Source organism: Trichococcus paludicola, assembly GCF_003052295.1.
GTDB lineage: Bacteria > Bacillota > Bacilli > Lactobacillales > Aerococcaceae > Trichococcus > Trichococcus paludicola.
Genome location: NZ_QBLC01000002.1, coordinates 419,755 through 442,090, shown reverse-complemented (window position 1 = coordinate 442,090; position 22,336 = coordinate 419,755). Strand labels below are relative to the sequence as shown.

General features: G+C 46.2%; 20 protein-coding genes. 15 read left to right on the top strand and 5 right to left on the bottom strand.

Translation table 11 applies throughout. From position 1 onward, the window contains the following. Positions 1–271: 271 nt before the first annotated feature. From C7R56_RS04830 to C7R56_RS04805, 6 genes are all read left to right on the top strand, one after another. Complete coding sequence (locus C7R56_RS04830) at positions 272–916, top strand: metal-dependent transcriptional regulator (protein ID WP_107995440.1); 645 nt, start codon at positions 272–274, stop codon at positions 914–916. A gap of 25 nt (positions 917–941) precedes the next feature. Continuing rightward, complete coding sequence (gene dinB / locus C7R56_RS04825) at positions 942–2,072, top strand: DNA polymerase IV (protein ID WP_107995439.1); 1,131 nt, start codon at positions 942–944, stop codon at positions 2,070–2,072. Positions 2,073–2,112: 40 nt separating this feature from the next. Beyond that, positions 2,113–2,934, top strand: coding sequence for a ZIP family metal transporter (locus tag C7R56_RS04820; RefSeq protein WP_086985266.1), 822 nt, complete (start codon positions 2,113–2,115; stop codon positions 2,932–2,934). A 157-nt stretch (positions 2,935–3,091) separates the two neighbouring features. Continuing rightward, positions 3,092–3,772, top strand: coding sequence for a metal-dependent hydrolase (locus C7R56_RS04815; protein ID WP_107995438.1), 681 nt, complete (start codon positions 3,092–3,094; stop codon positions 3,770–3,772). Between the two features lie 23 nt (positions 3,773–3,795). Beyond that, complete coding sequence (locus C7R56_RS04810) at positions 3,796–5,118, top strand: DRTGG domain-containing protein (protein ID WP_107995437.1); 1,323 nt, start codon at positions 3,796–3,798, stop codon at positions 5,116–5,118. Positions 5,119–5,129: 11 nt separating this feature from the next. Next, positions 5,130–6,092 carry a DHH family phosphoesterase gene (locus tag C7R56_RS04805; RefSeq protein ID WP_107995436.1) on the top strand — a complete coding sequence of 321 codons (963 nt, stop codon included), beginning with the start codon at positions 5,130–5,132 and terminating at the stop codon, positions 6,090–6,092. A 66-nt stretch (positions 6,093–6,158) separates the two neighbouring features. Here the strand turns inward: C7R56_RS04805 and zwf are convergent, their stop codons facing one another. Continuing rightward, positions 6,159–7,679, bottom strand: coding sequence for a glucose-6-phosphate dehydrogenase (gene zwf / locus C7R56_RS04800; RefSeq protein ID WP_107995435.1), 1,521 nt, complete (start codon positions 7,677–7,679; stop codon positions 6,159–6,161). A 264-nt stretch (positions 7,680–7,943) separates the two neighbouring features. On the opposite strand from zwf, the gene C7R56_RS04795 reads away from it, so the two are divergent. Next, on the top strand, positions 7,944–9,260 hold the full coding sequence (locus tag C7R56_RS04795; RefSeq protein WP_407701477.1) for a DEAD/DEAH box helicase: 1,317 nt from the start codon (positions 7,944–7,946) through the stop codon (positions 9,258–9,260). Positions 9,261–9,447: 187 nt separating this feature from the next. Here C7R56_RS04795 and C7R56_RS04790 read toward each other — a convergent pair whose 3' ends face one another. Further along, on the bottom strand, positions 9,448–10,236 hold the full coding sequence (locus C7R56_RS04790; protein ID WP_159072160.1) for a DUF1189 family protein: 789 nt from the start codon (positions 10,234–10,236) through the stop codon (positions 9,448–9,450). A 142-nt stretch (positions 10,237–10,378) separates the two neighbouring features. On the opposite strand from C7R56_RS04790, the gene C7R56_RS04785 reads away from it, so the two are divergent. The 6 genes from C7R56_RS04785 to C7R56_RS04760 all read left to right on the top strand — a co-directional run bounded on the left by C7R56_RS04785 (position 10,379) and on the right by C7R56_RS04760 (position 15,784). Further along, positions 10,379–10,987, top strand: a complete 609-nt coding sequence (locus C7R56_RS04785) for a superoxide dismutase (protein ID WP_106448676.1) — start codon at positions 10,379–10,381, stop codon at positions 10,985–10,987. A 211-nt stretch (positions 10,988–11,198) separates the two neighbouring features. Continuing rightward, entirely contained in the window at positions 11,199–11,654 is a 456-nt protein-coding gene (locus tag C7R56_RS04780; protein ID WP_107995432.1) for a MarR family winged helix-turn-helix transcriptional regulator, read from the top strand. Between the two features lie 85 nt (positions 11,655–11,739). Then, a complete protein-coding gene (locus tag C7R56_RS04775) occupies positions 11,740–12,831 on the top strand; it encodes an ABC transporter permease (protein WP_107995431.1) in 1,092 nt (363 codons plus the stop codon). Between the two features lie 10 nt (positions 12,832–12,841). After that, positions 12,842–13,519, top strand: coding sequence for an ABC transporter ATP-binding protein (locus C7R56_RS04770; RefSeq protein WP_107995430.1), 678 nt, complete (start codon positions 12,842–12,844; stop codon positions 13,517–13,519). A 31-nt stretch (positions 13,520–13,550) separates the two neighbouring features. Next, the gene (locus C7R56_RS04765) at positions 13,551–13,952 is read left to right on the top strand and encodes a DUF2177 family protein (RefSeq protein WP_199902981.1); all 402 of its coding nucleotides are present in this window, start codon (positions 13,551–13,553) and stop codon (positions 13,950–13,952) included. Positions 13,953–13,990: 38 nt separating this feature from the next. Then, entirely contained in the window at positions 13,991–15,784 is a 1,794-nt protein-coding gene (locus tag C7R56_RS04760) for a DAK2 domain-containing protein (RefSeq protein WP_107995428.1), read from the top strand. 211 nt (positions 15,785–15,995) lie between these two features. Here the strand turns inward: C7R56_RS04760 and C7R56_RS04755 are convergent, their stop codons facing one another. After that, complete coding sequence (locus tag C7R56_RS04755; RefSeq protein WP_159072159.1) at positions 15,996–18,650, bottom strand: YfhO family protein; 2,655 nt, start codon at positions 18,648–18,650, stop codon at positions 15,996–15,998. 264 nt (positions 18,651–18,914) lie between these two features. Between C7R56_RS04755 and C7R56_RS04750 the strand changes: the two genes are divergently transcribed. Next, positions 18,915–20,963, top strand: a complete 2,049-nt coding sequence (locus tag C7R56_RS04750) for a peptidoglycan D,D-transpeptidase FtsI family protein (protein ID WP_107995426.1) — start codon at positions 18,915–18,917, stop codon at positions 20,961–20,963. Between the two features lie 116 nt (positions 20,964–21,079). Here the strand turns inward: C7R56_RS04750 and C7R56_RS04745 are convergent, their stop codons facing one another. Together C7R56_RS04745 and C7R56_RS04740 are read right to left on the bottom strand one after the other, a co-directional pair. Further along, positions 21,080–21,586, bottom strand: coding sequence for a hypothetical protein (locus tag C7R56_RS04745; protein WP_107995425.1), 507 nt, complete (start codon positions 21,584–21,586; stop codon positions 21,080–21,082). A gap of 13 nt (positions 21,587–21,599) precedes the next feature. Beyond that, positions 21,600–21,965: a DUF6115 domain-containing protein gene (locus C7R56_RS04740; RefSeq protein ID WP_086941608.1), complete on the bottom strand. Its 366-nt coding sequence runs from the start codon at positions 21,963–21,965 to the stop codon at positions 21,600–21,602. Between the two features lie 221 nt (positions 21,966–22,186). Between C7R56_RS04740 and rpmG the strand changes: the two genes are divergently transcribed. Continuing rightward, positions 22,187–22,336 carry a 50S ribosomal protein L33 gene (gene rpmG / locus C7R56_RS04735; RefSeq protein WP_068560829.1) on the top strand — a complete coding sequence of 50 codons (150 nt, stop codon included), beginning with the start codon at positions 22,187–22,189 and terminating at the stop codon, positions 22,334–22,336.

Below are 22,336 nucleotides of genomic sequence, written 5' to 3'. Positions count from 1 at the left end.
TACGCACGGTGGTGTGAGAGGTCGGAGCCTAAAGGCTCCTCCTACTCGATTAAAAAAAATTTTCATGATCAGGTAACAGCCTGGGCACGCCGTATTGTCCGTATTGTCCAACAGGTTCCGCCAATTTGTAGCCAGCCAACATATTCTGTTGCTGAAGCAGGGTATATACTGACAGCGAACGGATTATTGTGGGTTTTAGGCTTGTAATCAAGTGAATTTGTCGTATAATATAAAATGTAGTTTAGGTAAACCTAAAAAGAGGAGGGAGCGCATGACGCCGCACAAAGAGGATTATCTGAAAGTGATCATGGAATTGGGTGGAGACAAACAGCTTGTCAATAATAAGCAAATCGGGCAGGCTTTATCCGTATCTGCCGCTTCTGTCACCGAAATGTCCGTCAAGTTGCTCAAGGATGGCCTGATTAGCCACATCCCGTACCAAGGGGTGCAGATCACCGACAAAGGCCAATTGATCGCAAATAAGCTGATCCGGAAACACCGACTTTGGGAAGTGTTCCTCTCGGAAAAATTGGATTTCAACTGGGATGAAGTACATGACGAAGCGGAACTGTTGGAGCATGTCTCCTCGGATCGGTTGATCAATAGTTTGGATGCCTATCTAGGTTTTCCTAAATATGATCCGCATGGGGGCGTGATCCCCGACAAAGAGGGCCGGATCGAAGTTTATGAGAGCAAACCATTGATCGAGCTGGAAGTCGGCAGCCGCTTCATCATCAGGGAAGTTGATGACGATCAGGAATTTCTGGCGTATTTGCTCAACAAGGACGTAAAGTTAAGCATCCCTTATCTGTTGACGAACGTGGAACCGTACGAAGGCCCGTATACTTTTGAGGCCCAGAATCACCAGTCTTACCAAATCAGCTTCAAAGCAGCAAGTAAAATTCACGTTCAATAAAGCAGTTCAATACAAGGAGAACAGTATGCAGATTGGGATCTTGACCTTCAAGGAACCCGAAAATGATAAAAGCAGAAAAATCATCCACGTGGATATGGATGCCTTCTACGCTTCAATCGAGGAAAGGGATCATCCGGAACATCGCGGCAAACCGATCGTCATTGCGAATCATCCGAGAGATACCGGGCGCAAGGGGGTTGTGACCACAGCCAATTATGCCGCCAGGAAATTCGGCATCCATTCGGCAATGAGTGCGCAGAAAGCTTTTGAACTCTGCCCGGATGCTATCTTCATTGCTCCGCGCATGGGTCATTACAAGACTGTTTCCCAACAGATCAGAGGGATATTCGCGCGCTATACCGATTTGATAGAGCCTTTGTCGCTTGATGAAGCCTATTTGGATGTCACCAAGAATAAGCAGAATCTGTCCAGTGCGACAATGATTGCCCGACAAATCCAAAGAGAAGTCTGGCAGGAAACGGGTCTCACTTGCTCGGCCGGTGTTTCCTACAATAAATTCATTGCAAAGATTGCTTCAGACTTCCGCAAACCGGCTGGCATGACTGTTATCGCACCAACCGATGCAGCCGATTTTTTGCGGGGGCTACCCATCGAAAAGTTTTATGGCGTCGGCAAGAAAACTGTCGAAAAGATGAAGCTATTGGGCATCCATTCTGGAGAAGATCTCTATCTTTTTGATCAAAGTGAACTGATTTCGCAATTCGGCAAGCATGGATATATCCTGTATCAACGGGTCAGAGGCATTGACAACCGAGCTGTGGAGCCCGAAAGAGAAAGGAAATCAGTCGGGAAAGAACACACCTTTACACAATTCCTGACTGATGAGGAACAGGTCAGAATGGAACTGAAACAAATCGCTCTGGCTGTCCAAATAGCCCTGCACACCAATAAGTTGCACGGTCGGTCGATTGTATTGAAAATCCGCTACGCTGATTTCGATACCATAACCAGAAGAAAGACCCGTGTCGATCATTTTTCCCAAGCAGAGGATATTTTCCGTCATGCTTGGGAACTGTGGTTGGACCACGGCACGATAGAACGGCACGTACGTTTATTGGGGATAACCGTCACACAACTCGACCCAATCCATTATGAGAACATTCAGTTGCCATTATGGGACACGACGCATCTATAGAAATCATTCATCATTTCATTATAAAGGGGAGATAAAAATCATGTTAGAGTCATTCAGTCAATTAAATCCAATTATGCAAGCATTCATAGCGGGGTTGTTCACCTGGGGTTGTACCATCATAGGTGCCTCGTTTGTGTTTTTCTTCAAATCCGTCAACCGCAAAGTTCTTGACGTCATGAGCGGCTTCGCTGCCGGGGTCATGATTGCGGCATCATTTTGGTCATTATTGGCCCCATCCATATCCCATGCCGAAGAGAACGGCTACGGCGGCTTATCATGGGTTCCAGCAGCAATCGGTTTTTTGTTGGGTGGCGTGTTCCTACGCATGACGGATAAAATCGTTCCCCATCTGCACTTAGGTGAACCGATGGAACACCGGGAAGGTCCGCAGACACAAGCTTCCCGAAACCTGTTGTTGTTCCTTGCAATCACGATCCATAACATTCCCGAGGGCTTGGCAGTCGGGGTCGGTTTTGGTGCGGTGGCAGCCGGCATATCCGAGGATAATACGTTATTGAGTGCCATCGGTCTGGCAATCGGTATCGGCATCCAGAACATACCTGAAGGATCGGCCTTGTCTATGCCAATCCGGGCTGATGGAAACAGCAGGATGAAGGCCTTCAATTACGGCCAGCTTTCCGCCATCGTTGAGCCGATTGCGGCAGTCATCGGGGCAGCCGCCGTCATATCGATGAGTGCAATTTTGCCGTACGCACTTGCGTTCGCTGCCGGGGCCATGATTTTTGTTGTCGTCGAAGAACTGATACCGGAGTCGCAAACGAACGGCAACAGCGATATCGCCACGATGGGACTTATGGTAGGCTTCTCAGTCATGATGATTCTTGACGTCGCTTTAGGATGATGAATAATACATTAAAAGGCCTTCTATGCGGAAGGCCTTTTAATGTATGCAGAACAAACTAATAGCACTCGCTTTTAGTTGTACTAATAAACTGTTTCATGATACGATGAACACTGAATAATACAGTTTTTTGTCAAAGAGAAAGGTGAGGAATCGCATGAGGATATCTTTTCACGGGCAATCCTGCGTATGCATCGAAACGGCGGAACAAAAGCATCTGCTGATCGATCCGTTCCTGTCGGGAAACCCACTGAGCGACCTGGATCCGGACACGGTACTTTGCGATGTGATCCTATTGACACATGCACACGGTGATCATGTCGGTGATACAGAAAGGATCGCGCGCAGAACAAATCCGCTGATTATTTCGACTGTTGAACTGGCGGGCTATTTTGCCGCGAAAGGATTCCGTACACATGGCATGCAACCGGGCGGAGGGCATCTCTTCGATTTCGGTTATGTGAAACTGACCCAGGCCATCCATGGGTCGGCAATGACTGTGGATGGCCTTCCTTATACATTTGGGTTGGCAACCGGCATCCTCCTGAACGCTGAAGGTAAAACGATCTATCATGCGGGCGATACAGCGCTGTTTTCCGATATGAAATTGATTGGGAAAGATTATCCGATCGATGTGGCATTTCTGCCAATTGGAGACAACTACACGATGGGACCAAAAGACGCCGCCAAAGCTGTGGCGTTTTTGGAACCCCGAATGGCAGTTCCAATCCACTACAACACGTTTCCGTTGATCAAGCAGGATCCGAATGATTTTTTGTCCCTTTTGGATGATGGAGTCGGCCTCATCATGCAACCGGGAGATTTCATTTCAATATAATAAAGAAAGCAAGGGAGTGCACTATGGCAACGAAACACGAGCAAATCATTCAATACATCGAAACGCTGCCGGTCGGAGAAAAGCTTTCCGTCCGCACGATAGCTAAAAATTTGAACATGTCTGAAGGGACGGCTTACCGCGCCATCAAAGATGCAGAGAATATAGGATTGGTTTCAACTATTGAGCGGGTAGGCACCATCCGGATCGAACGCAAGTCGAAAGAGAACATCGAAACGCTCACTTTCGGCCAGATCTGCAAAATCATCGATGGGGATATTTTGGGCGGCAAGAAAGGCCTGGATAAGACGTTGAGCAAATTCATCATCGGCGCTATGCAACGCGAAGCGATGGAGCGATACATTTCACCCGGATCGCTTATGATCGTCGGTAACCGGAACGATATCCAGGAATTCGCATTGGAGAAAGGCGCAGCTGTCCTGATTACGGGGGGGTTCGATACGGATGATGGCATCGTCCATTTGGCTGATCAGGTCGAAATGCCGATACTGCGCACAACCTATGACACCTTTACCGTAGCGACAATGATCAACCGCGCCATGACGGATCAACTGATCAAAAAAGAAATTATGTTGGTGGAGGATATCTACACTCCAATAGATGAGACGAAATTTCTCTCGTTGGACGACACCGTTTTCCAATACCGTAATCTCAATACCGAAAGCACCCACTCGCGTTTTCCAATCGTCAATCACAATATGCGCCTTGTGGGCATCATCACAGCGAAAGACATCCTGGGAAAAGCAGATACACTTTCACTTGAACGGGTAATGACCCGGGATCCGATAGTCGCAAAAACGCACATGAGTGTAGCGAGTGTGGCGCACCGGATGATCTGGGATGGCTTGGAAGTGATGCCTGTGGTGAAAGATAACCTGCAACTGCTGGGCATCATTTCGCGCCAGGATGTCATGAAGGCCATGCAGCTTGCGCAGCGTCAGCCGCAAGTCGGCAACACAATCGAGGACCAAGTTGTAGAAAACCTATCCTTGACCAGCTCGGAAGAAGGAGACAGCTTACCCGCTTATCGCTTCAGGATTACACCGCAAATGACGAACAGTCTGGGGACCGTGTCGTTCGGAGTGCTGAGCGAAGTTTTGGCGAGCACAACCAAGAAAATCTTATATACCTTACAGAAACGGAATGCTGTCATCGAGCAGATGGACATCTATCAATTGAAGATGATCCAGATAGACAGCGTCATTGAGATACGTTCTAAAATATTGGAGTTGGGCAGAAGATCATCCAAATTGGATGTCGAAGTCTATTTAGAAAATTCACTGGTCAGCAAAGCGATCGTCATTTGCCAACTGATGGAAAAATCCTAGGAGGTAAGTAAGTGGGAAATCCGATTTATGCAGATATAATAAGTAAAATTCAAGAGTATGCCACCATCATCATCCACCGGCACCTGCGTCCGGATCCGGATGCGTTGGGGTCTCAGAACGGCCTCGCCAACTTGATCAGGCAAGCCTATCCTGAGAAAAAAGTATTCGTTGTCGGCGAAAATGAAGACAGCCTTTCCTACCTTGGCAGCATGGACAGCATACCGGATGAGGCCTATGAAGGTGCTTTGGTGATTGTCACGGACACCGCAAATCAGCCCCGAGTCAGCGACAAACGTTTTGTCAAAGGGGATTATCTGATCAAAATCGATCATCATCCGAATGAAGATCCCTACGGTGATATTTGCCTTGTGGAGACGCAAGCCAGCAGCAGCAGCGAAATCATCGCAAAAATTTCTTTTTCAACTGAGGACAAGCTGCCGATGAACACTGCAGCAGCGCGACTTTTATATGCCGGCATCGTCGGTGATACAGGCAGATTCCTTTATCCGGCGACTACAGCAGTGACTATGGGAATAGCCTCCAAACTGATGCAGTTTGATTTTTCCGCGTCGGATATCAGTCAAATGATGAATACAAATTCTTTGAAAACGGCCAATTTGTCAGGGTTCGTCCTGCAGAGTTTGACAATCAATGATGTCGGGGTTGCCAGCATCATCCTCTCCCAAGAAATCCTTGGGAAATTCGGTGCGGTCGACAGCGATACTGCTCCGGTTGTCCCGTTACCGGGTACTGTAGAGGGCGTTTTATGCTGGGGGATTTTTGTGGAGCAACCGAACGGTACCTATCGTTGCAGATTGCGCTCAAAAGGTCCCATCATCAATGAGGTCGCCAAACAGCACGGCGGGGGCGGCCACCCGCTTGCGAGTGGAGCGAATGCGAAGGATGAGTCGGAAATAAACGACATCATTTTGGAATTGGAAGAATTGGCGATCGAATGGCAGAATACGCATTAATGAAGCAGACTTGAATCAAAAAAAGCCGTACAAAAGCGAAACAACGCTTTTGTACGGCTTTTGGTTTTACTCGTTTTCCTGTTTTTCTTTGTAACTTTGACTCCAGTTGAATTCAGTCCAGTGGAAACCGTCCTGCTCAAGCAAAGCGTCGCTTTCTTTTGGACCCATCGAGTGGCTCTCATACGCGAAAAGGGTATCCGAGCAATCTTCTTGGGCGTCCCAAACTTTGCGTATTTCATCAACGAAGTGCCAAGATTGTGCGACTTCATCCCAATGGGAAAAGTTGGTCGGATCGCCGTTCAGGCAATCCAATAAGAGGCGTTCATATGCTTCAGGACTATTTGCTTGCGTTTCCTCATCGTAGATGTGATGCATGCGAATATTTTTCATCTCAGTTCCTTGACCGACACGCTTGGCGTTCAGGCGTAAGGAGAAGCCTTCGAGCGGAGAAACATGGATTGTCAGTACATTCGGTTCAGCGATTTCGTCGACGCCTTCTGTAGGGAAGATGTTCATCGAGACGTGTTTGAACTGAATATGGATGTATGTTTCTTTAGAAGCCATTTGTTTACCGGTCCGGATGTAGAAAGGAACGCCTTTCCAACGGAAATTATCGACTAATATTTTACCGGCCACAAAGGTTTCGGTTGATGAAGCAGGGTTGACGTTAGGTTCCTCCCGGTAGGCTTGCAATGCTTTTGCAGGGTTTCCGGCGTACTGGGCCCGGATAAAGTTGCGGTTGACCTCTTCGGGTGTGTTGTACAGACGAAGGGAACGAAGAGCTTTAATTTTTTCGGAACGGACATCTTCGCCTTGCAAGGAAAGCGGCGGTTCCATAACCAACAAGGCAACAATCTGAAGGATATGATTTTGCACCATATCGCGCAAAGCGCCATTGTTGTCGTAATAAGCACCGCGTTCTTCCACGCCAACGGTCTCGGAGAGGGTGATCTGAACATTGTCGATGTACTTGTTGTTCCACAGCGATTCGAAAATCATATTGGAAAAACGGACGGCAGAGATGTTCTGCACCATTTCTTTGCCCAAATAATGATCGATACGGAAGATTTGGTTCTCGTCAAACGATTTGCGCAGCTTAGTATTTAGCTCATCCGCGGATACGAAATCGCGCCCGAATGGTTTCTCGATGATCAAGCGGTTGAATCCGTCTTCTGTGATCAGTTTTTGTTCTTTCAGTTTTTCGGCAATGATACCGAAAAATTCAGGAGACATCGCCAGATAGAAAATACGGTTACCTGACAGCGAATACTTGGCATCCAAGGATTCGGACAAGACCTTCAATTTGACGTAGTGTTCCGAGTCGTTGACGTTGTGGGCGATGTAATAGAAATGGGCTGCGAAAGAAACAGCGTCTTCCGTATCCTCAGTCAAATCTTTGATGGAATCCAAGACCACTTCACGGAAATGTTCATCGGACCAATCGCGTCGCGCTGTTCCGATAACGGCAAAATTATCTTTAATAAATCCTTTTTTGTATAAGCGAAATAATGATGGATACAGTTTACGGTGAGCCAAATCACCAGTTGCTCCGAAAATAGTGAACAGAGCAGTATTTTGGGTAATCATTACATGCCCCCCTTTTATTATGATTAGATTCTATTCATTATATCATTATACTATTATCAAATACGGTTGGCAATGAAAGAAAGCGTCTGTTTTCATGTTGAAGGTATCTTTGACGGGATGCTTTCGCTTGCTTGTGTAAATATATTGCGAATAAATTTACGCGTTTGATTTTCAAATTCTTATTTGAAATTAAGGTTTAAACCTTGCGCATGTGTTATAATGGTAAGGCATAAAATACGCAGAAGAAAAACAAGAGGTGTAAACGTGGAATTTAAAGACTTTCAATTGAAGCCATTTTTGCTGGAAGCAATCAGCAAATTGAATTTCAAAGAACCGACCGATATCCAAAAACAAATTATCCCGATCATTCGAACCGGTAAGAGCGTGATTGGTCAATCGCAGACAGGAACAGGGAAAAGCCATAGCTTCTTGCTGCCCTTGATCGATGGCATTGATCCATCAAAAAATGAAGTCCAAGTTGTCATCACTTCACCTAGCCGTGAGCTAGCTGAACAACTTTATCAGACAGCCAGTCAACTGGTCTCAAACGCGCCCGAAGAAATCCGTATCGTCAGCTACGTAGGCGGCACAGACAAAAAACGTCAAATGTCGAAACTAGTCAACAACCAACCGCATATCGTCATCGGGACTCCGGGCAGAATCCTTGACCTGATCAATGAGCAAGCACTTAAGATCCATACAGCTAAAAAGATGGTCATTGACGAGGCGGATATGACACTGGATCTAGGCTTTCTGCATGATGTCGATCAGATTGCCGGCCGCTTGCCGGAGAAACTGCAGATGCTGGTATTCTCCGCTACGATCCCTGAAAAACTGAAGGGCTTCTTGAAGAAATATGTCGAAAACCCTGTCGTTGTCCAATTGAAACCGGAACATATCATTGCACCGGCAATCGATAATCTGTTGCTGTCCACTAAAGGCCATGCAAAAATTGATGTTCTGTACCAAGTGTTGACAATGGGGGAACCGTATCTGGCCTTGATTTTTGCCAATACAAAACAAAATGTCGAGGAAATCGCTGATGGACTGAGACAACGTGGCATTCAGCCCGCTGTCTTGCATGGCGATGTGCCGGCTCGTGAACGCAAACGCATCATGAGAAGAGTCCATAATATGGAGTACCAATTCATGGTGGCTACCGATTTAGCGGCACGCGGCATCGATATCGAAGGCGTGTCACACGTCATCAACTATGAATTGCCGAAGGACATGGAATTTTTCGTACACCGTACGGGCAGAACGGGACGCAGCAACTTAAAAGGAACTGCGATCACTTTGTACGCACCCGGTGAGGAAAAGGCAATCGACGATCTGGAGAAGTACGGTGTTGTTTTCAAACCGGTCGCTATCGAAAAAGATCAACTTGTCGAAACGTACGAAAGAAAACGCCGTGAGATGAGAAACGCTCCGAGTCAATTGGAACCCGATCACCGCATCCGCGGAATGGTAAACAAGGCTAAGAAACAAGTGAAGCCTGGCTACAAACGCAAATTGAAAGAAAATATCGCCAGCCAACAGAAACGCAAAAGAAGAGCAAGCCAAACCCGCAACCATGGGTAAAAGATAAGAAAAGCAGAACGGGTTCGTTCAGCCCTTATTAAGGAAACACTGTGATGCACTTTTGCATTCAAATAATTTATACTTTCAATACAAAAAAGAGGCCGCAGCAAGATGATCTTTCGATCATGTGCTGCGGCCTCTTTTTGGGCAGGAACCGGATGTTACTGAAGAATTACGGCTTCCCGTGCTATTCTTTAAGGGCTTTGTAGAAATAGAACATACCGATGAGAGCAATCGCTTCATCCTGAATCATCGGGTAGAGGCCGAATCCGTTCAATAGACTAAAGAAAACTAACGGGACTACGGAGGCTATCAACGCCATCTTCAGTATTTCGCGGAAAGGGAGTTTTTTTCGCATGAATCCTGTCAATACATTCGCGAACAGCGCGATTATCAATAGCGTCAGAAGCACACTGAACGAAGAAATGAAAAGACTGAACAAAAGCATGATCACGCCGGAAAAAAGCTGATCGCTGGAAAAATTGCGCAGCAACTTTTTGAACGACTGGTCCGTCAGGTCATCTGCCTGCTCATAGGGCAACCTGAAGGGCACATCTTGAGCGTAAAGGGTGAAGGCATCCTTTGAAAATACGAGGCTCAAAATCAAAACAGGTGATGACATTTCTTTTTCGATTTCCCTCTGCGTGTAAACTTCCTGACTATCGAAAGCCAACAGGACTGTATCGGTTTTGTAGATGAATCCTTTTTCCGTAGCATTCTCCAACTGCAATTCGTTGTCGGAAATAGTGAATGAAGGTATTTTATCCGCTATCACACCTGCATCTGCCGAAAATTTTTGTAGTGTGGCGTACCCATCGAGAAACAGAGGGATGCTGACGGTTAGAGAGAGCAAGAAGAAGAGCAAAAAGGCAGAGCCTTTTTTTAATGCCTTGGCATCCAACAATTGTTTTGGATCCATAAAACTGTCTTTGACTAAACTGACGATTGAGATTGTGATCACCGCTTTCTGCATCATACTTGTCCAGTCTATCGAAAATGGATTCATTTAGCAATCAAAAATTGCTACGGCTTCGAGGCTTTATTTTTGATAAAGTGAGCAATTGATGATACAGTGAAATCAGTCAGAAATCACTAAACTATTTTAGGAGGAATTTATCATGGCTTTTACATTACCGGCATTACCTTACGCGTACGACGCTTTGACACCATACATCGATGAGGAAACGATGCATTTGCATCATGAGAAACATCATAATACCTACATTACGAATGTGAACGCAGCATTGGAGAAACACCCTGAGTTGGCTGAAAAAACGATTGAGGAATTATTGGCTGACTTGAACAGCGTTCCGGAAGACATCCGTACGGCTGTCCGCAACAACGGTGGCGGACATGCAAACCACAGCTTATTCTGGACAGTTTTGGCGCCTAATGCAGGCGGAGAACCTACAGGAGCTGTCAAGGACGGAATCGAAGAAGCATTCGGCAGCTTTGATGCTATGAAAGAAAAATTCGCAGCAGCAGCAGTGGGTCGTTTCGGATCCGGTTGGGCTTGGCTGGTAGTTTCCGATGGTAAATTGGAAATCACATCTACACCAAACCAAGATTCACCGATCAGTGAAGGCAAAACGCCGATCTTAGGTCTTGATGTATGGGAACATGCTTATTACTTGAACTACAAAAACGTCCGTCCTGAGTACATCAAAGCATTCTGGAACCTTGTGAACTGGGATGAAGTCAACAGCCGTTTAGCAGCCGCAAAATAAGCAACAAAGTTATTGCAATCCACTTAAAGGATTCAGGGCAACCGCTCTGAATCCTTTTTTTTACTATCAAAATATTGTGATTCAGGACTGGTTTCACTTTTGGGCACTTCCAAGGGCGAATGTTTTACTTTCCGGATTCTATCGATTAATATATATCTTGTAAGATATATATTAATCGATGAGGAAAATTTGGAAAGGAGGCGGTATCGGGATGGATGAATCTATTTTTGAAAGGCCGCTTGAGGATCAGCTTTGTTTCGAGGTTTATCGGGCTGCAAATGCTTTTGGCAAAATGTATAACCGCGCTTTGAAAGAATTCCATTTGACATTCCCGCAGTACCTCGTTTTGCTTGCTCTATGGGATGAAGACAAAGTATTGATCAAAAACATTGGGGAGCGTTTAGGGATGGGTATGGGAACGTTGAATCCCATCTTGAATCGTCTCGAGAAACAAGGCTGGCTCACGAAAGAAACGTCCCTTTTGGATAAGCGCGCTACGATCATTTCCTTGAGTAAGAAAAGCATCACTTCTAAGAGAGCAATCCATTTGTCTGTTTTATCCGAAGTGAATGCCTGTAACCTCGAGGGCATCGATGGCTTATTCTTGATGAAACAGTTGAAAATACTGAATACCGCGATGAATCAGGCAGATGACCATGCAGGCTAGAACTGGACAGACATCTTGTTTGAGGCATCAAGATATTTTTCCTCAACGATAGATAAAAAACTGAAGAAATGAAGGAGTTGTAAAAATGTTCTTAGCTTGGAAAGAAATTAAGCATGCAAAAACAAGGTTTTCGTTGATCATCGGCGTCATGGTGCTGGTGTCCTACTTGGTGTTCTTTTTGGTGGGCCTTGCCTATGGATTGGCCCAGGACAATCGAACCAGCGTAGATAAATGGGATGCGGACGGCATCATTCTGACGGACGAATCGAATACAAACATCAACATGTCCATGCTCCCGAAAGGTGCGATCAATGAAGTTGCGGCGGATGAGGCTGCGGTAATCGGGATCGCGCCGAATGTCGTCAACAAAAAAGGAACATCAGGTGATGATGCCAAGATCGATACGACGTTCTTCGGAATCGAAGCGGATCAATTCCTGATGCCTGAAGTAATCGAAGGGGCGCCCTTCCAAAGCGATGATGAGGTCGTTGCCGACATCAGTCTGAAGGAAGAAGAGGGCATCGAGTTGGGCGACATTCTGCAGCTCGCGGGTTCCGACAAAGAAGTGACGGTTGTCGGTTTTACGGAAGATGCCAGATTCAGCGTCGCACCCGTGCTTTATACAACAGTCAGTTCTTATCAGGAAGTCCGCTTTGAACAAATTGACGAATCGGATGAAGGGCGCGTCAGTGCCATCGTTGTTCGGGACAATGGTGATGCCATCGCTGATGTGGACACAGGAAGCTCGGACTTGAAAATCTATTCGATTGCTGACTACATCAGTGAAATTCCGGGCTACACTGCCCAAGTGTTGACGTTTGGACTGATGATCGGCTTTCTGATCGTCATCGCTGCCGTCGTGATCGGAATCTTCATCTATGTGCTGACTATGCAGAAAACCAGTATGTTCGGTGTCATGAAAGCGCAAGGGATTTCGAGCGGTTATATCGCAAAATCGGTTGTCATCCAAACGTTTTTATTGGCTGCTATGGGAGTCGGCATCGGGTTATTGTTGACGGGCGCAACGGCTATGGTGTTGCCGGCAGCTGTCCCTTACCAAACGAACCTCAATTTCCTGGGCGTCATTGCGGCCTTGCTGGTCATCATGGCCATGGTCGGCGGCGCATTTTCAGTAAGAGCAGTAGTCAAAATCGATCCATTGAAAGCAATCGGATAGGAGTGAGCATATGAAATTAATCGAATTGATAGATGTATCCCGTTCATTTGGGGAAGGCGAATTGAGGATCGACGCATTGAAGTCAACCAATCTTGCTGTTGAAGCCGGAGAATTTGTCGCAATCATCGGGCCGAGTGGATCGGGTAAAAGTACATTTTTGACCATTACAGGTGGATTGCAGTCGCCTTCTGAAGGCCGGGTGCTGATCAACGGCAATCCATTCAGTGATGTGAGCGAGAAGAAACGAGCAAAATTACGGTTCGAGGAGATCGGATTCATACTCCAAGCCTCGAATCTGGTCCCGTTTCTGACTGTCCAGGATCAATTGCATTTGGCCAATAAAGTCGAACGTAGCAAAGTGGATAAACAAAAACGGGATGACTTATTGAAAGAATTGGGTATCTTCGAATTGAAAAATAAATTTCCGAGTGACCTCTCCGGAGGCCAGAGGCAACGAGTCGCTATCGCCCGTGCCCTCTACCATGACCCTGCTGTCATTCTTGCGGATGAACCGACAGCCAGTCTGGATACGCAAAAGGCTTTCGAAGTGGTGGAGATTTTGGCGCGGGAAACAAAACTGAAGAAAAAGGCTACCATCATGGTGACGCATGATGAGCGTTTGATAGACTATTGTGATAAAGTTTATGTAATGAAAGACGGCATTTTGACGGAAAGAATCGGAAGCTGAAACAACAACGGGTAACGAAAGGGAGGAAGAAATGATGGACAGCATCAAATTGTATTTCTTGACATTTTTTGTGTTCTTTTTAGTGGATATTGTCTGGTTGGGCGTGTTATCCAAAAATATTTACAGCAAGTATTTGGGTCACCTTATGGCCCCGAATGTCAATTGGGGGGCAGCAATAATCTTCTATTTATTGTTCATAGGCGGTCTCGTATTTTTCGTGATTCATCCAGCGCTTTTGAAAGAAAGTCTGCAATATGCCATTTTGGCCGGCGGTTTTTTTGGATTGATCGCGTATGCGACCTATGATTTGACCAATCTGGCCACTTTGAAAGATTGGCCGATTACGATTACCCTGATCGATTTGGCCTGGGGAACGTTTTTGAACGCTGCAACTGCAGGCATCACATATGTTGCGGCACAAAGATTTCTTTGAGCAACCAAAAAAGCCTAAGAGCGGATGGGGGAAGACCAATGGATATTTCAAAATTGGACAGCGAAAATCTTTACTATTCTTTTGTGTCGGGTGCACAGGAGGTCATAAAAAACAAAAACAGCCTGAATGAAATCAACGTGTTTCCGGTCGCTGACGGGGACACTGGCAGCAACCTTTCTTCAACCATGCATGCGATCATCTTGGATGCGAGAATCTCCGGATCCGTTAAGGAAACCATGAACAGTATAGCCGATGCTGCTTTGACGGGTGCCAGGGGAAATTCCGGTATCATCATTGCGCAATACATCAACGGGATCTTTCTCAGTCTGATGGATGAGGAGACGATAACCATTCCTTCATTTGCAGAAACGGTCAAAAATGCGGTTCCTTATGCCTATCAGGCGATTTCCGATCCGGTGGAAGGGACAATCATCACCGTCATCCGGGAATGGGCGGATGCGGTGTACAGCCATAAAGACCTTTCGACTAACTTCTCCGAATTGTTTTCAAAATCGATGATCACGGCCAACAAATCTTTGGAAGCGACAACTTCTCGTTTAAAAGTGCTTCAAGACTCCAAAGTCGTCGATTCCGGCGCGAAGGGGTTTGTCTACTTTCTGCAAGGATTTGCAACATTTTTGCGCACCGGGAAGGTGGACTTGGAGGTCAGCGATGAACCGGAAGATCTTTCTTTCAATGAGGAATTGATCCATAGTCAAGGGGAGATTCGCCATCGCTACTGTACCGAAGCGCTGTTGTCAGCGGATTCGATTAATCTGGAAGCACTGAGAGCGGAACTGGCACTGTATGGAGATTCCTTGATTGTGGCAGGCAATAACCACAAAGCCAGGATCCATATTCACGCCAATGCGCCGGAACAAGTATTCCAGGTTTTGCGCAAAAAAGGCATTATCCTGCAGCAGAAGGCGGATGATATGGTCAGACAGAACGAATCAGCCTTTGACCGGAAATATGACACGGCACTGATCACGGACTCGATCGCGGATCTTCCGCAGGAAATGCTGGATCGCTACCAAGTGCACATGCTGCCGCTTAACTTGAATTTTGACAACACTTCCTATCTTGATAAGGTGACGATGACCCCAGAACTTTTCTATCCTTTATTGGAAGAAGCCATCGAATACCCGAAGAGTTCACAGCCGAATCCGGTTGTTGTAGAGAAATATCTAGACACGGTGCTCTCTCATTACGATAAAGTCATCATTCTGACTGTTGCGAAAGAGCAGAGCGGAACCAACAGCGTGTTCCAAAATGCTGTCTCGAAAAAACTGCATGAAGGCAAAAAAATTGCCGTGATCGATTCAAAGCGGAATTCAGGTGCGGAAGGGTTGCTTGTCATGAAAGCGGCAGAAATGATTGCGGCGAAAACGCCTTTTGATGAAATCGTTGGAGCGATTGAACGCTTGAGGGACCGCACAAATATCTTCGTCAGCGTCAACAACCTGAAATACATGGTGAGATCCGGAAGGTTAAGCAAAGTGTCCGGGATGGCGGCGATGACGATCAACCTCAAACCTGTCGTGTCCATCGATGCGAAAGGCAAAGGTTCGATAGCCGAAAAAGCCTTCAGCGAAAAAGGGAATGAAAAGAAGTTGTTCCGCTTGCTGGAAAAGGTGAATGCACAGGAGAAGATTTCGAGATATGCGATCGTGCATGCCAATAATCCCGAAAAAGCTGAAGCCTATCGGAAGCGCAGCGTCGCTTTGCTTGGCAAGGAACCGGAGTATATCATGAACATTTCTACAATCGTCGGAATGAGCGCCGGTGTCGGTACTGTGGCGATTTCATATATGTGTGAAGAGGAATCATAGATGAATGCTTTTCTATTAAGTGCTCTGGCACTATGAATCTTCTTTACAATTCTATTCATAGTCGCGCAATATCTTAACAATAATTCGATTGTGGATAGTTTTTTGGGACCGGCCTTCCCATGGTTCCCAAAATGACTAAAAGCTGAGCGGGTTCGTTCAGCCCTGAAATAGACAAGAAAAGCGGCTGGGATTTTGCCCCCAACCGCTTTTCTTATTTATTTTTACGATATTTTCTCAATAATAAGGCACCAGCGATTGAAACGACGCTGATTGAAAGTCCGGTTATCAGATAGGGGGTGCGGTACGTCAACGCGATGGTATGTTTGCCTGCGCTGATCGGCACCGCCAGCAGACCATTCAGAGCGGTTGCCGTTTTGGCCATTTCACCATCGATTGTCACTTCCCAGCCCTGGCTATAAGGGATTGTCGTCAACAATATTTCATTTCTATCCCCAATAGTGACGGAACCTGTGATGTGCGTCTGACTGAACGAGGAGATCCTCATGCTTTCCGCTTGACGGGATGAAATGGTTTCCTCAAACAGAGCTTTGTTCAATTCGTAAAGTTTCAGGTCCTGTACCCGAATCGAATCCTCGCGCAGTTCGATTGTAAAGGTGATGTTTTCACCCTGTTGGTTGCTTGCGATGTTGATGACCTGATCATTCCGGAAGGTCGTATAATAATCCAACTTAACATTATTCACATAAAGAGTCGCATCATCGTCGTCGATGCCCGCATCCAGAATCAGATAATAAGGATTATCGCTCGTAGGCGTGAACTGGAATTCGATCCTGGAGATGGCACCATCCACAGACCGATAGTAGGTTGTGTTCTGTGCATCACCGGCAGAGGATGTGACATTCTGAAAAACGTTGGAATCGAACGGACGCAAGGAGAAATAAGGTTCGATGCTTTCCTGATTGTTGAAGGCATCCAGCAGCTGTTCCTGCATCAATATGGGCTGATCCTCGATCAAATCAAGTTCCAATACACTTTCGGAAACCCCGAATGCCAATGACAAAGCATATGGATTTTCGTAGGTGGTGGATCTATCCGTTTCGGAATACAAATTGTACTGGGTCAAATCCGGGCGGGTGGAGTTACGGTTCAACCGATATAAGCCGTCATTGAGGTCATAAAATGTTTCCGGCAACTTCTTGTCCTGAATGAAATATTTCACGCCGAACAGTGCATCCGTAAACAAAGTTCCGGTTGAGTAAACGATAAACCCGTTCCCGTCCGGAAAACCCAATGATCCGAACAAGGCGGGAATCTCCTTTTCGAAAGTAGAGCTGAAATGATTGATTCCGGCATAATTGGCTTGAAAGCTGTCGTTTTTGGAGCGTTGGAACGTTTTTTCGATCCGGTAGAACGTATCTTTGGGTGTCCGCACATCCGCCAACATCGTATTCAGATTCGTTTGATAATCGGCGAATTCGTCCTGCTTGACGTAGCCTAATCGAAACAAATCGATGGCTGCGTTGGCCGTCATCTCTGCGGTGACCACGAAAAGCAAAGCATAGGTCAGCCATTTTCGGGGCTGATCCCTGAGCATCAGCAACACTAGGACAAGCACAGAAACGACTGCTGTGATCAATACCTGGACAGGCTCCAGAAATTCAAAATCCATTTTCAGCACATATATGGCGGTGACTGCATTCGCAATCAAAAGAGAGCAGGCCAGCGAAAAGGGAAAAGGACGATAGGTACGCAACGCCCGAAAACCGTTCAACAGGAAAAAGAAGCAAACTGTGAACGAAAAGCGGTAAGGGTACCAGATTGGGTATTGTCCGGCATGCCAGATTTTATTCAGAAACTGGACGTTCATCGCCAGAAAAAAGAGGGCGGTCAGCACAAGCGACGTGAACCGTTCTTTTTTGGAGAAGGCGGGATGGAAAAAATAATAGATATACGCTGTCAGAGCGACAGTGCCGATAAAGAGATTGGGATGTCCGCTAGGCATCTGGTCGAAATTGAAAGCCCCGATATAAAACTTTGAAACGACTTCGAAAGGATCATAGGCGAAACTCCAATCGATCAGATTATTGGCATAACTTGCTTTGCTCCCCAAGAGCGAATAAAAAGTTGGCAGCAGCAAGACGGAGGCAAAACCAGCTCCCAGCAAAGAATAACCGATGAATCGGGCTGATTGGATGAAGAAGTGTTTCAGCTGCGCCTTCAGATTATTCGGGCCAACAACCTCTTGTCTTGAAAACACGAAAAGGTAATAGAAGACCAGGAAAACACATATCATGAATCCGATATAATAATTGGAAATCAACATCACGCTCAGAAATAAGCTGTAAGACAGACCACTGTCACCCGACATCAGTTTTTCCAAACCAAGAATGATCAGAGGCAGGAAAACGAGCCCATCCAGCCACATGACGTTTAATTGATTGACGATGACATAACCCATCAAGGCATAGCTCAATGCGAAGGACGGAACTAACAAACCTTTTCCTTCGAAGCGGGAAATCAACAGATGAGCAAAAGTCAAACCCGACACGGAAACCTTCAACAAAATCAAGAGGGTAACCGCCAAGGGCAACAGGGACTGCGGAAACATCAGAAAAATCAAATTGAAAGGACTCATCAGATAATAAGCCCACAACCCCAGCATTTCTCCACCGAATGATTTTGTGAACGAAAAGAAAAAGGCAGAAGGATCGGACAATAAGGTTGTGCGGTAATAACTGAAAAAATCTACATATTGCTGGCCGAGATCGACCGTCAGCAATGTGCTATTGCCGAAAGGAAAAACTCCCATGGTGGCATAAATGACCGTCATTACAAATAAAGGCAGTAAGAACGAAAGGAAAAGCATATTTTTTTGCGGGGATAGAGTTGTGAAACGCTTCAGCATGCTGCACATTCCTCCTTATGAACCGGTAATTTTTTGGCATTCCTGCAGAGTCGGCTGACCGTGAGGGAACGCTCCTGATAGTTGAAGCGAATAATTCACAAGTGCTTCTGCTATTTTAGCATATCCCGCTGGTTTTATGAAGAATCCGAACGCGTCTTGGCATATCCAGCAAGGATACATGTTAAAAATTTGTTGCTTCGTTTGTAATGCATGCTTTTTTTGCTATAATAGGTTGTCGAACTATGGTTTTAGGAAGGTGTAAAATTGGAAGATAATACCCAAAGCAAAAGGAAGAGAAAATCGCATATCCCGTTTCGCTTGAACCTGCTCTTTTTTATCGTGTTCTCGCTGTTTTCCGCAGTGATATTCCGGTTGGGATACCTGCAGATCGTTCGCGGAGATGAATTCGAAGCCATCGTGAAACGTACGGAAACGACACTTGTCACGGAATCAGTGCCGCGCGGTTTGATATATGACAGAGATGGCACCATACTTGTGGGCAATGAACCACAGCATTCCATAACTTACACCAGAGGAGCAAACACGACAGCCGAGGAAATGGCAAAGGTTGCCTCTTCATTGGCGGGTTTGATAAACGTCAGCATTGAAGAACTGACGGAGCGTGATCTGAAGGATTATTGGATGGCTGTAAACAATGAAGTCATGTTAAAGCGTCTGTCGGATGATGAAAAGCTGTTGCCGGGTTCCGAATTGTATGAAGTGGAGCTAGCGAAAATAACGGCGGAAGACATCGCTTATTCTGATGAACAAAAAGAAATTGCCGCAATCTTTAAGCGGATGAACAGCGCGTATGCCCTGTCGACAACAAGCATCAAAAATAAGGATGTTTCGAATGAAGAACTGGCTCAGGTGAGCGAAAATCTGTCCGGTCTGTCCGGTGTGGATGTTGCGACGGATTGGGTCAGGATCTACCCAGAATCCGACTTGCTGAAGAGTATATTGGGTGGAGTGACCAGCGAGAAGATCGGTTTGCCGAGCGACCAAGTCGCCACCTATTTGGCAAAAGGGTACGCCAGGAACGACCGCGTCGGAAACTCCTACTTGGAGCAAGAATACGAATCGGTGCTCTCAGGCACGAAATCACAATGGGAAACGATCACGGATCAATCTGGTGAGGTTGTGACGCGGGAGGAATCCTACGAAGGGAAAGCCGGTGATAACCTGGTTCTGACCATCGATATCGATTTTCAAAAGGAAATTGAACAGATTGCTACCGAGTTCCTGAACAGCAATGTCGATTCCTATAACGACCGGGTGTACATAGTGGCATCGGATCCGAATACAGGAGAGATCCTGGGCATGACCGGGAAGCAACGCTCGACATCCAACGAAATTGTGGATGATGCATTGGGCGTCATCAATTCCAGTTACGGGATGGGTTCGGCTGTGAAAGGTGCGATGGTGCTGACCGGATACATGAGCGGTGTCATCAGCACGGACAACAATGTCCTCGTCGATGAACCTTTGCAATTCCAAGGGTCCAATCTGAAAAAGTCAGTTTTCAACCCGTCCATCGGCAGCCAAGTGGCCATCAACGACATCGAAGCGTTAGCCCGCTCATCGAATATTTACATGGTCAAATTGGCGATGCTGATGGGGGGACAATCCAGCTATGAATCGGGAGGCACCTTGAATATTTCCGCAGATCTGATCGACGAGCTGCGCAGCTACTTTGCCCAGTTCGGCTTGGGTGTGAAGACGGGGATCGACCTGCCGAACGAAGGCAGCGGACTGACCGGATTCGATCAGGCGGCAGTTAACGTAGTCGACCAATCATTCGGACAGTACGATCTGTACACGACCCTGCAATTGTCGCAATACATCAATACCATTGCTAATGGCGGCACCCGGTACGCGCCGCAACTGGTTTCGGAAATTCGCAGCACGGATGCGAACGGATCGCTGGGGGCTTTGGAAACGACTCTAGAGACAAAAGTAATGAATCAGGTCGATGTCGGCGTTGAAGCGATGGAACGTGTCCAACAAGGGTTTTATCAAGTGACCCACAGCGCGAACGGAACGGCCTATTCGACATTCGGGAAGGACGCGAATAACGTTGCCGCCAAGACAGGTACGGCGGAGGCCTTCTATGACGGGAACAATGAGAATCTGAAGGGTGAGAGTGTCTTCAACTCCACCTTTGTCGGCTATGCACCCTTCGACAATCCAGAAATTACCGTAACCGTTGTGGTCCCTTATCTCAAATCGGAAACGGGTCGGGCTACACCGATAGCCAAAAAGGTCTTTGATGCTTATTTCAACACTGGGGATTACGCAACGGCAGCGGAATAACCAGTCAGCTCAGAAGAGACAAACGACTGACGACCGTCAAATAAACAAAAAGAAGGAGCCGGAACAAGGATTGCAACATCCTTGTTCCGGCTCCTTCTTTGTTGAACGGCGGGGTATTATTCCAGTGTAATCATATCGGCGATGACTTCATAGCCCATGTCCTGGGATAATTGGTACTCTCCGATATTGATCTTCATGACAAGATTCCGGTCATTCAGATACTGTTCAAAGACTGCCCGATCCGTAATGAGTCCCGCACTAACCAGATTGTCGATGACAACGGAAGTCGGTTGTCCGGAAGTGATGACGAATGTGACGGGTACATTTGCGGCAGGGACAGCTGAACTTTCGACCACGCTTGCTGTTTCGGCTGGGGCACTGGAGGCCACTGCAGCTTCGTCAACAGGTGTGATGCTTGTTGCAGCTTCATTCAGTTGCTTCTGCAATTCCAATTCCGCCGCAGTACTTTCATATTTCTCTTGATAATCCGTTGAATCGGCATTTGCTTCTCCGTTGAAGGTGCTGCCAGGGAGTGCTTCCGGATAAAAAAGCTGGAAGCCGGCCAACAGAACGGCAGACAACAAAAAACCGATGGATATAAAACGAAGCTTTTGTTTGTTCACTTTATTTTCTCCTCTATACGATTGATTGCTCTATGTAGTTATCGACAACGAGTTGCACGGTGGTGATAGGGACGGACAGTTGCTCTGCAATCTCATCAAACGTTCTTCCGCTAGTATACAAAGTGATGATATGCTGCTTAGTCAAATTGTGTACTTTTTTGACGGTCTGCGAATCTTCGGAGACGGGTACTTCTTTTCCCAATTCCTCTTCTACAGCGATGAGTCGTTGCTTCAATTCATGGATTTCCTCCGTTAATTGTAATGTGTATTCACTCATCTCATCAGCGAATTTGCGATCATTATCTTTTACGAAAAATGATGCAAACAGCAATATGATTGCGATTGTCAGTAAGACAATCACGATGGTCCATTGTTCCATCTTTGTCACCTCAATTCTTCTTTTTGACGCCTGATAACATTCTAATGAAATTCGGGTGTTTCTGCAACCTAATCTGGGATTTTATTAGCTTAAAGCTCAAAAAAAGTGGACTTGTACAGAACTTGTTCAAAAAATAGTGGCATAATTTTTCTATAAGTGATACAATGAGAAACGCAGAAGATGATTCGATCTTCAATTTTTTTATGTTTGGAGGGAAGAATATGCGGTTAAATATTACATTGGAATGTACGGAGTGTAAAGAACGTAATTACTTATCAAAGAAAAACAAACGTAACAACCCGGACCGTCTTGAAGTGAAAAAATATTGTCCACGTGAAAGACGCGTGACTTTGCATCGTGAAACAAAATAA

Excerpts from the sequence above, each read along its gene's own strand:
- C7R56_RS04780 (WP_107995432.1), top strand. The coding sequence starts at position 11,199 with ATGGATGAATCTATTTTTGAAAGGCCGCTTGAGGATCAGCTTTGTTTC.
- C7R56_RS04820 (WP_086985266.1), top strand. The coding sequence starts at position 2,113 with ATGTTAGAGTCATTCAGTCAATTAAATCCAATTATGCAAGCATTCATA.
- C7R56_RS04770 (WP_107995430.1), top strand. The coding sequence starts at position 12,842 with ATGAAATTAATCGAATTGATAGATGTATCCCGTTCATTTGGGGAAGGC.
- rpmG (WP_068560829.1), top strand. The coding sequence starts at position 22,187 with ATGCGGTTAAATATTACATTGGAATGTACGGAGTGTAAAGAACGTAAT.
- zwf (WP_107995435.1), bottom strand. The coding sequence starts at position 7,679 with ATGATTACCCAAAATACTGCTCTGTTCACTATTTTCGGAGCAACTGGT.
- C7R56_RS04790 (WP_159072160.1), bottom strand. The coding sequence starts at position 10,236 with ATGATGCAGAAAGCGGTGATCACAATCTCAATCGTCAGTTTAGTCAAA.
- C7R56_RS04755 (WP_159072159.1), bottom strand. The coding sequence starts at position 18,650 with ATGCTGAAGCGTTTCACAACTCTATCCCCGCAAAAAAATATGCTTTTC.
- dinB (WP_107995439.1), top strand. The coding sequence starts at position 942 with ATGCAGATTGGGATCTTGACCTTCAAGGAACCCGAAAATGATAAAAGC.
- C7R56_RS04740 (WP_086941608.1), bottom strand. The coding sequence starts at position 21,965 with ATGGAACAATGGACCATCGTGATTGTCTTACTGACAATCGCAATCATA.
- C7R56_RS04815 (WP_107995438.1), top strand. The coding sequence starts at position 3,092 with ATGAGGATATCTTTTCACGGGCAATCCTGCGTATGCATCGAAACGGCG.
- C7R56_RS04810 (WP_107995437.1), top strand. The coding sequence starts at position 3,796 with ATGGCAACGAAACACGAGCAAATCATTCAATACATCGAAACGCTGCCG.
- C7R56_RS04775 (WP_107995431.1), top strand. The coding sequence starts at position 11,740 with ATGTTCTTAGCTTGGAAAGAAATTAAGCATGCAAAAACAAGGTTTTCG.
- C7R56_RS04830 (WP_107995440.1), top strand. The coding sequence starts at position 272 with ATGACGCCGCACAAAGAGGATTATCTGAAAGTGATCATGGAATTGGGT.
- C7R56_RS04765 (WP_199902981.1), top strand. The coding sequence starts at position 13,551 with ATGATGGACAGCATCAAATTGTATTTCTTGACATTTTTTGTGTTCTTT.
- C7R56_RS04760 (WP_107995428.1), top strand. The coding sequence starts at position 13,991 with ATGGATATTTCAAAATTGGACAGCGAAAATCTTTACTATTCTTTTGTG.
- C7R56_RS04785 (WP_106448676.1), top strand. The coding sequence starts at position 10,379 with ATGGCTTTTACATTACCGGCATTACCTTACGCGTACGACGCTTTGACA.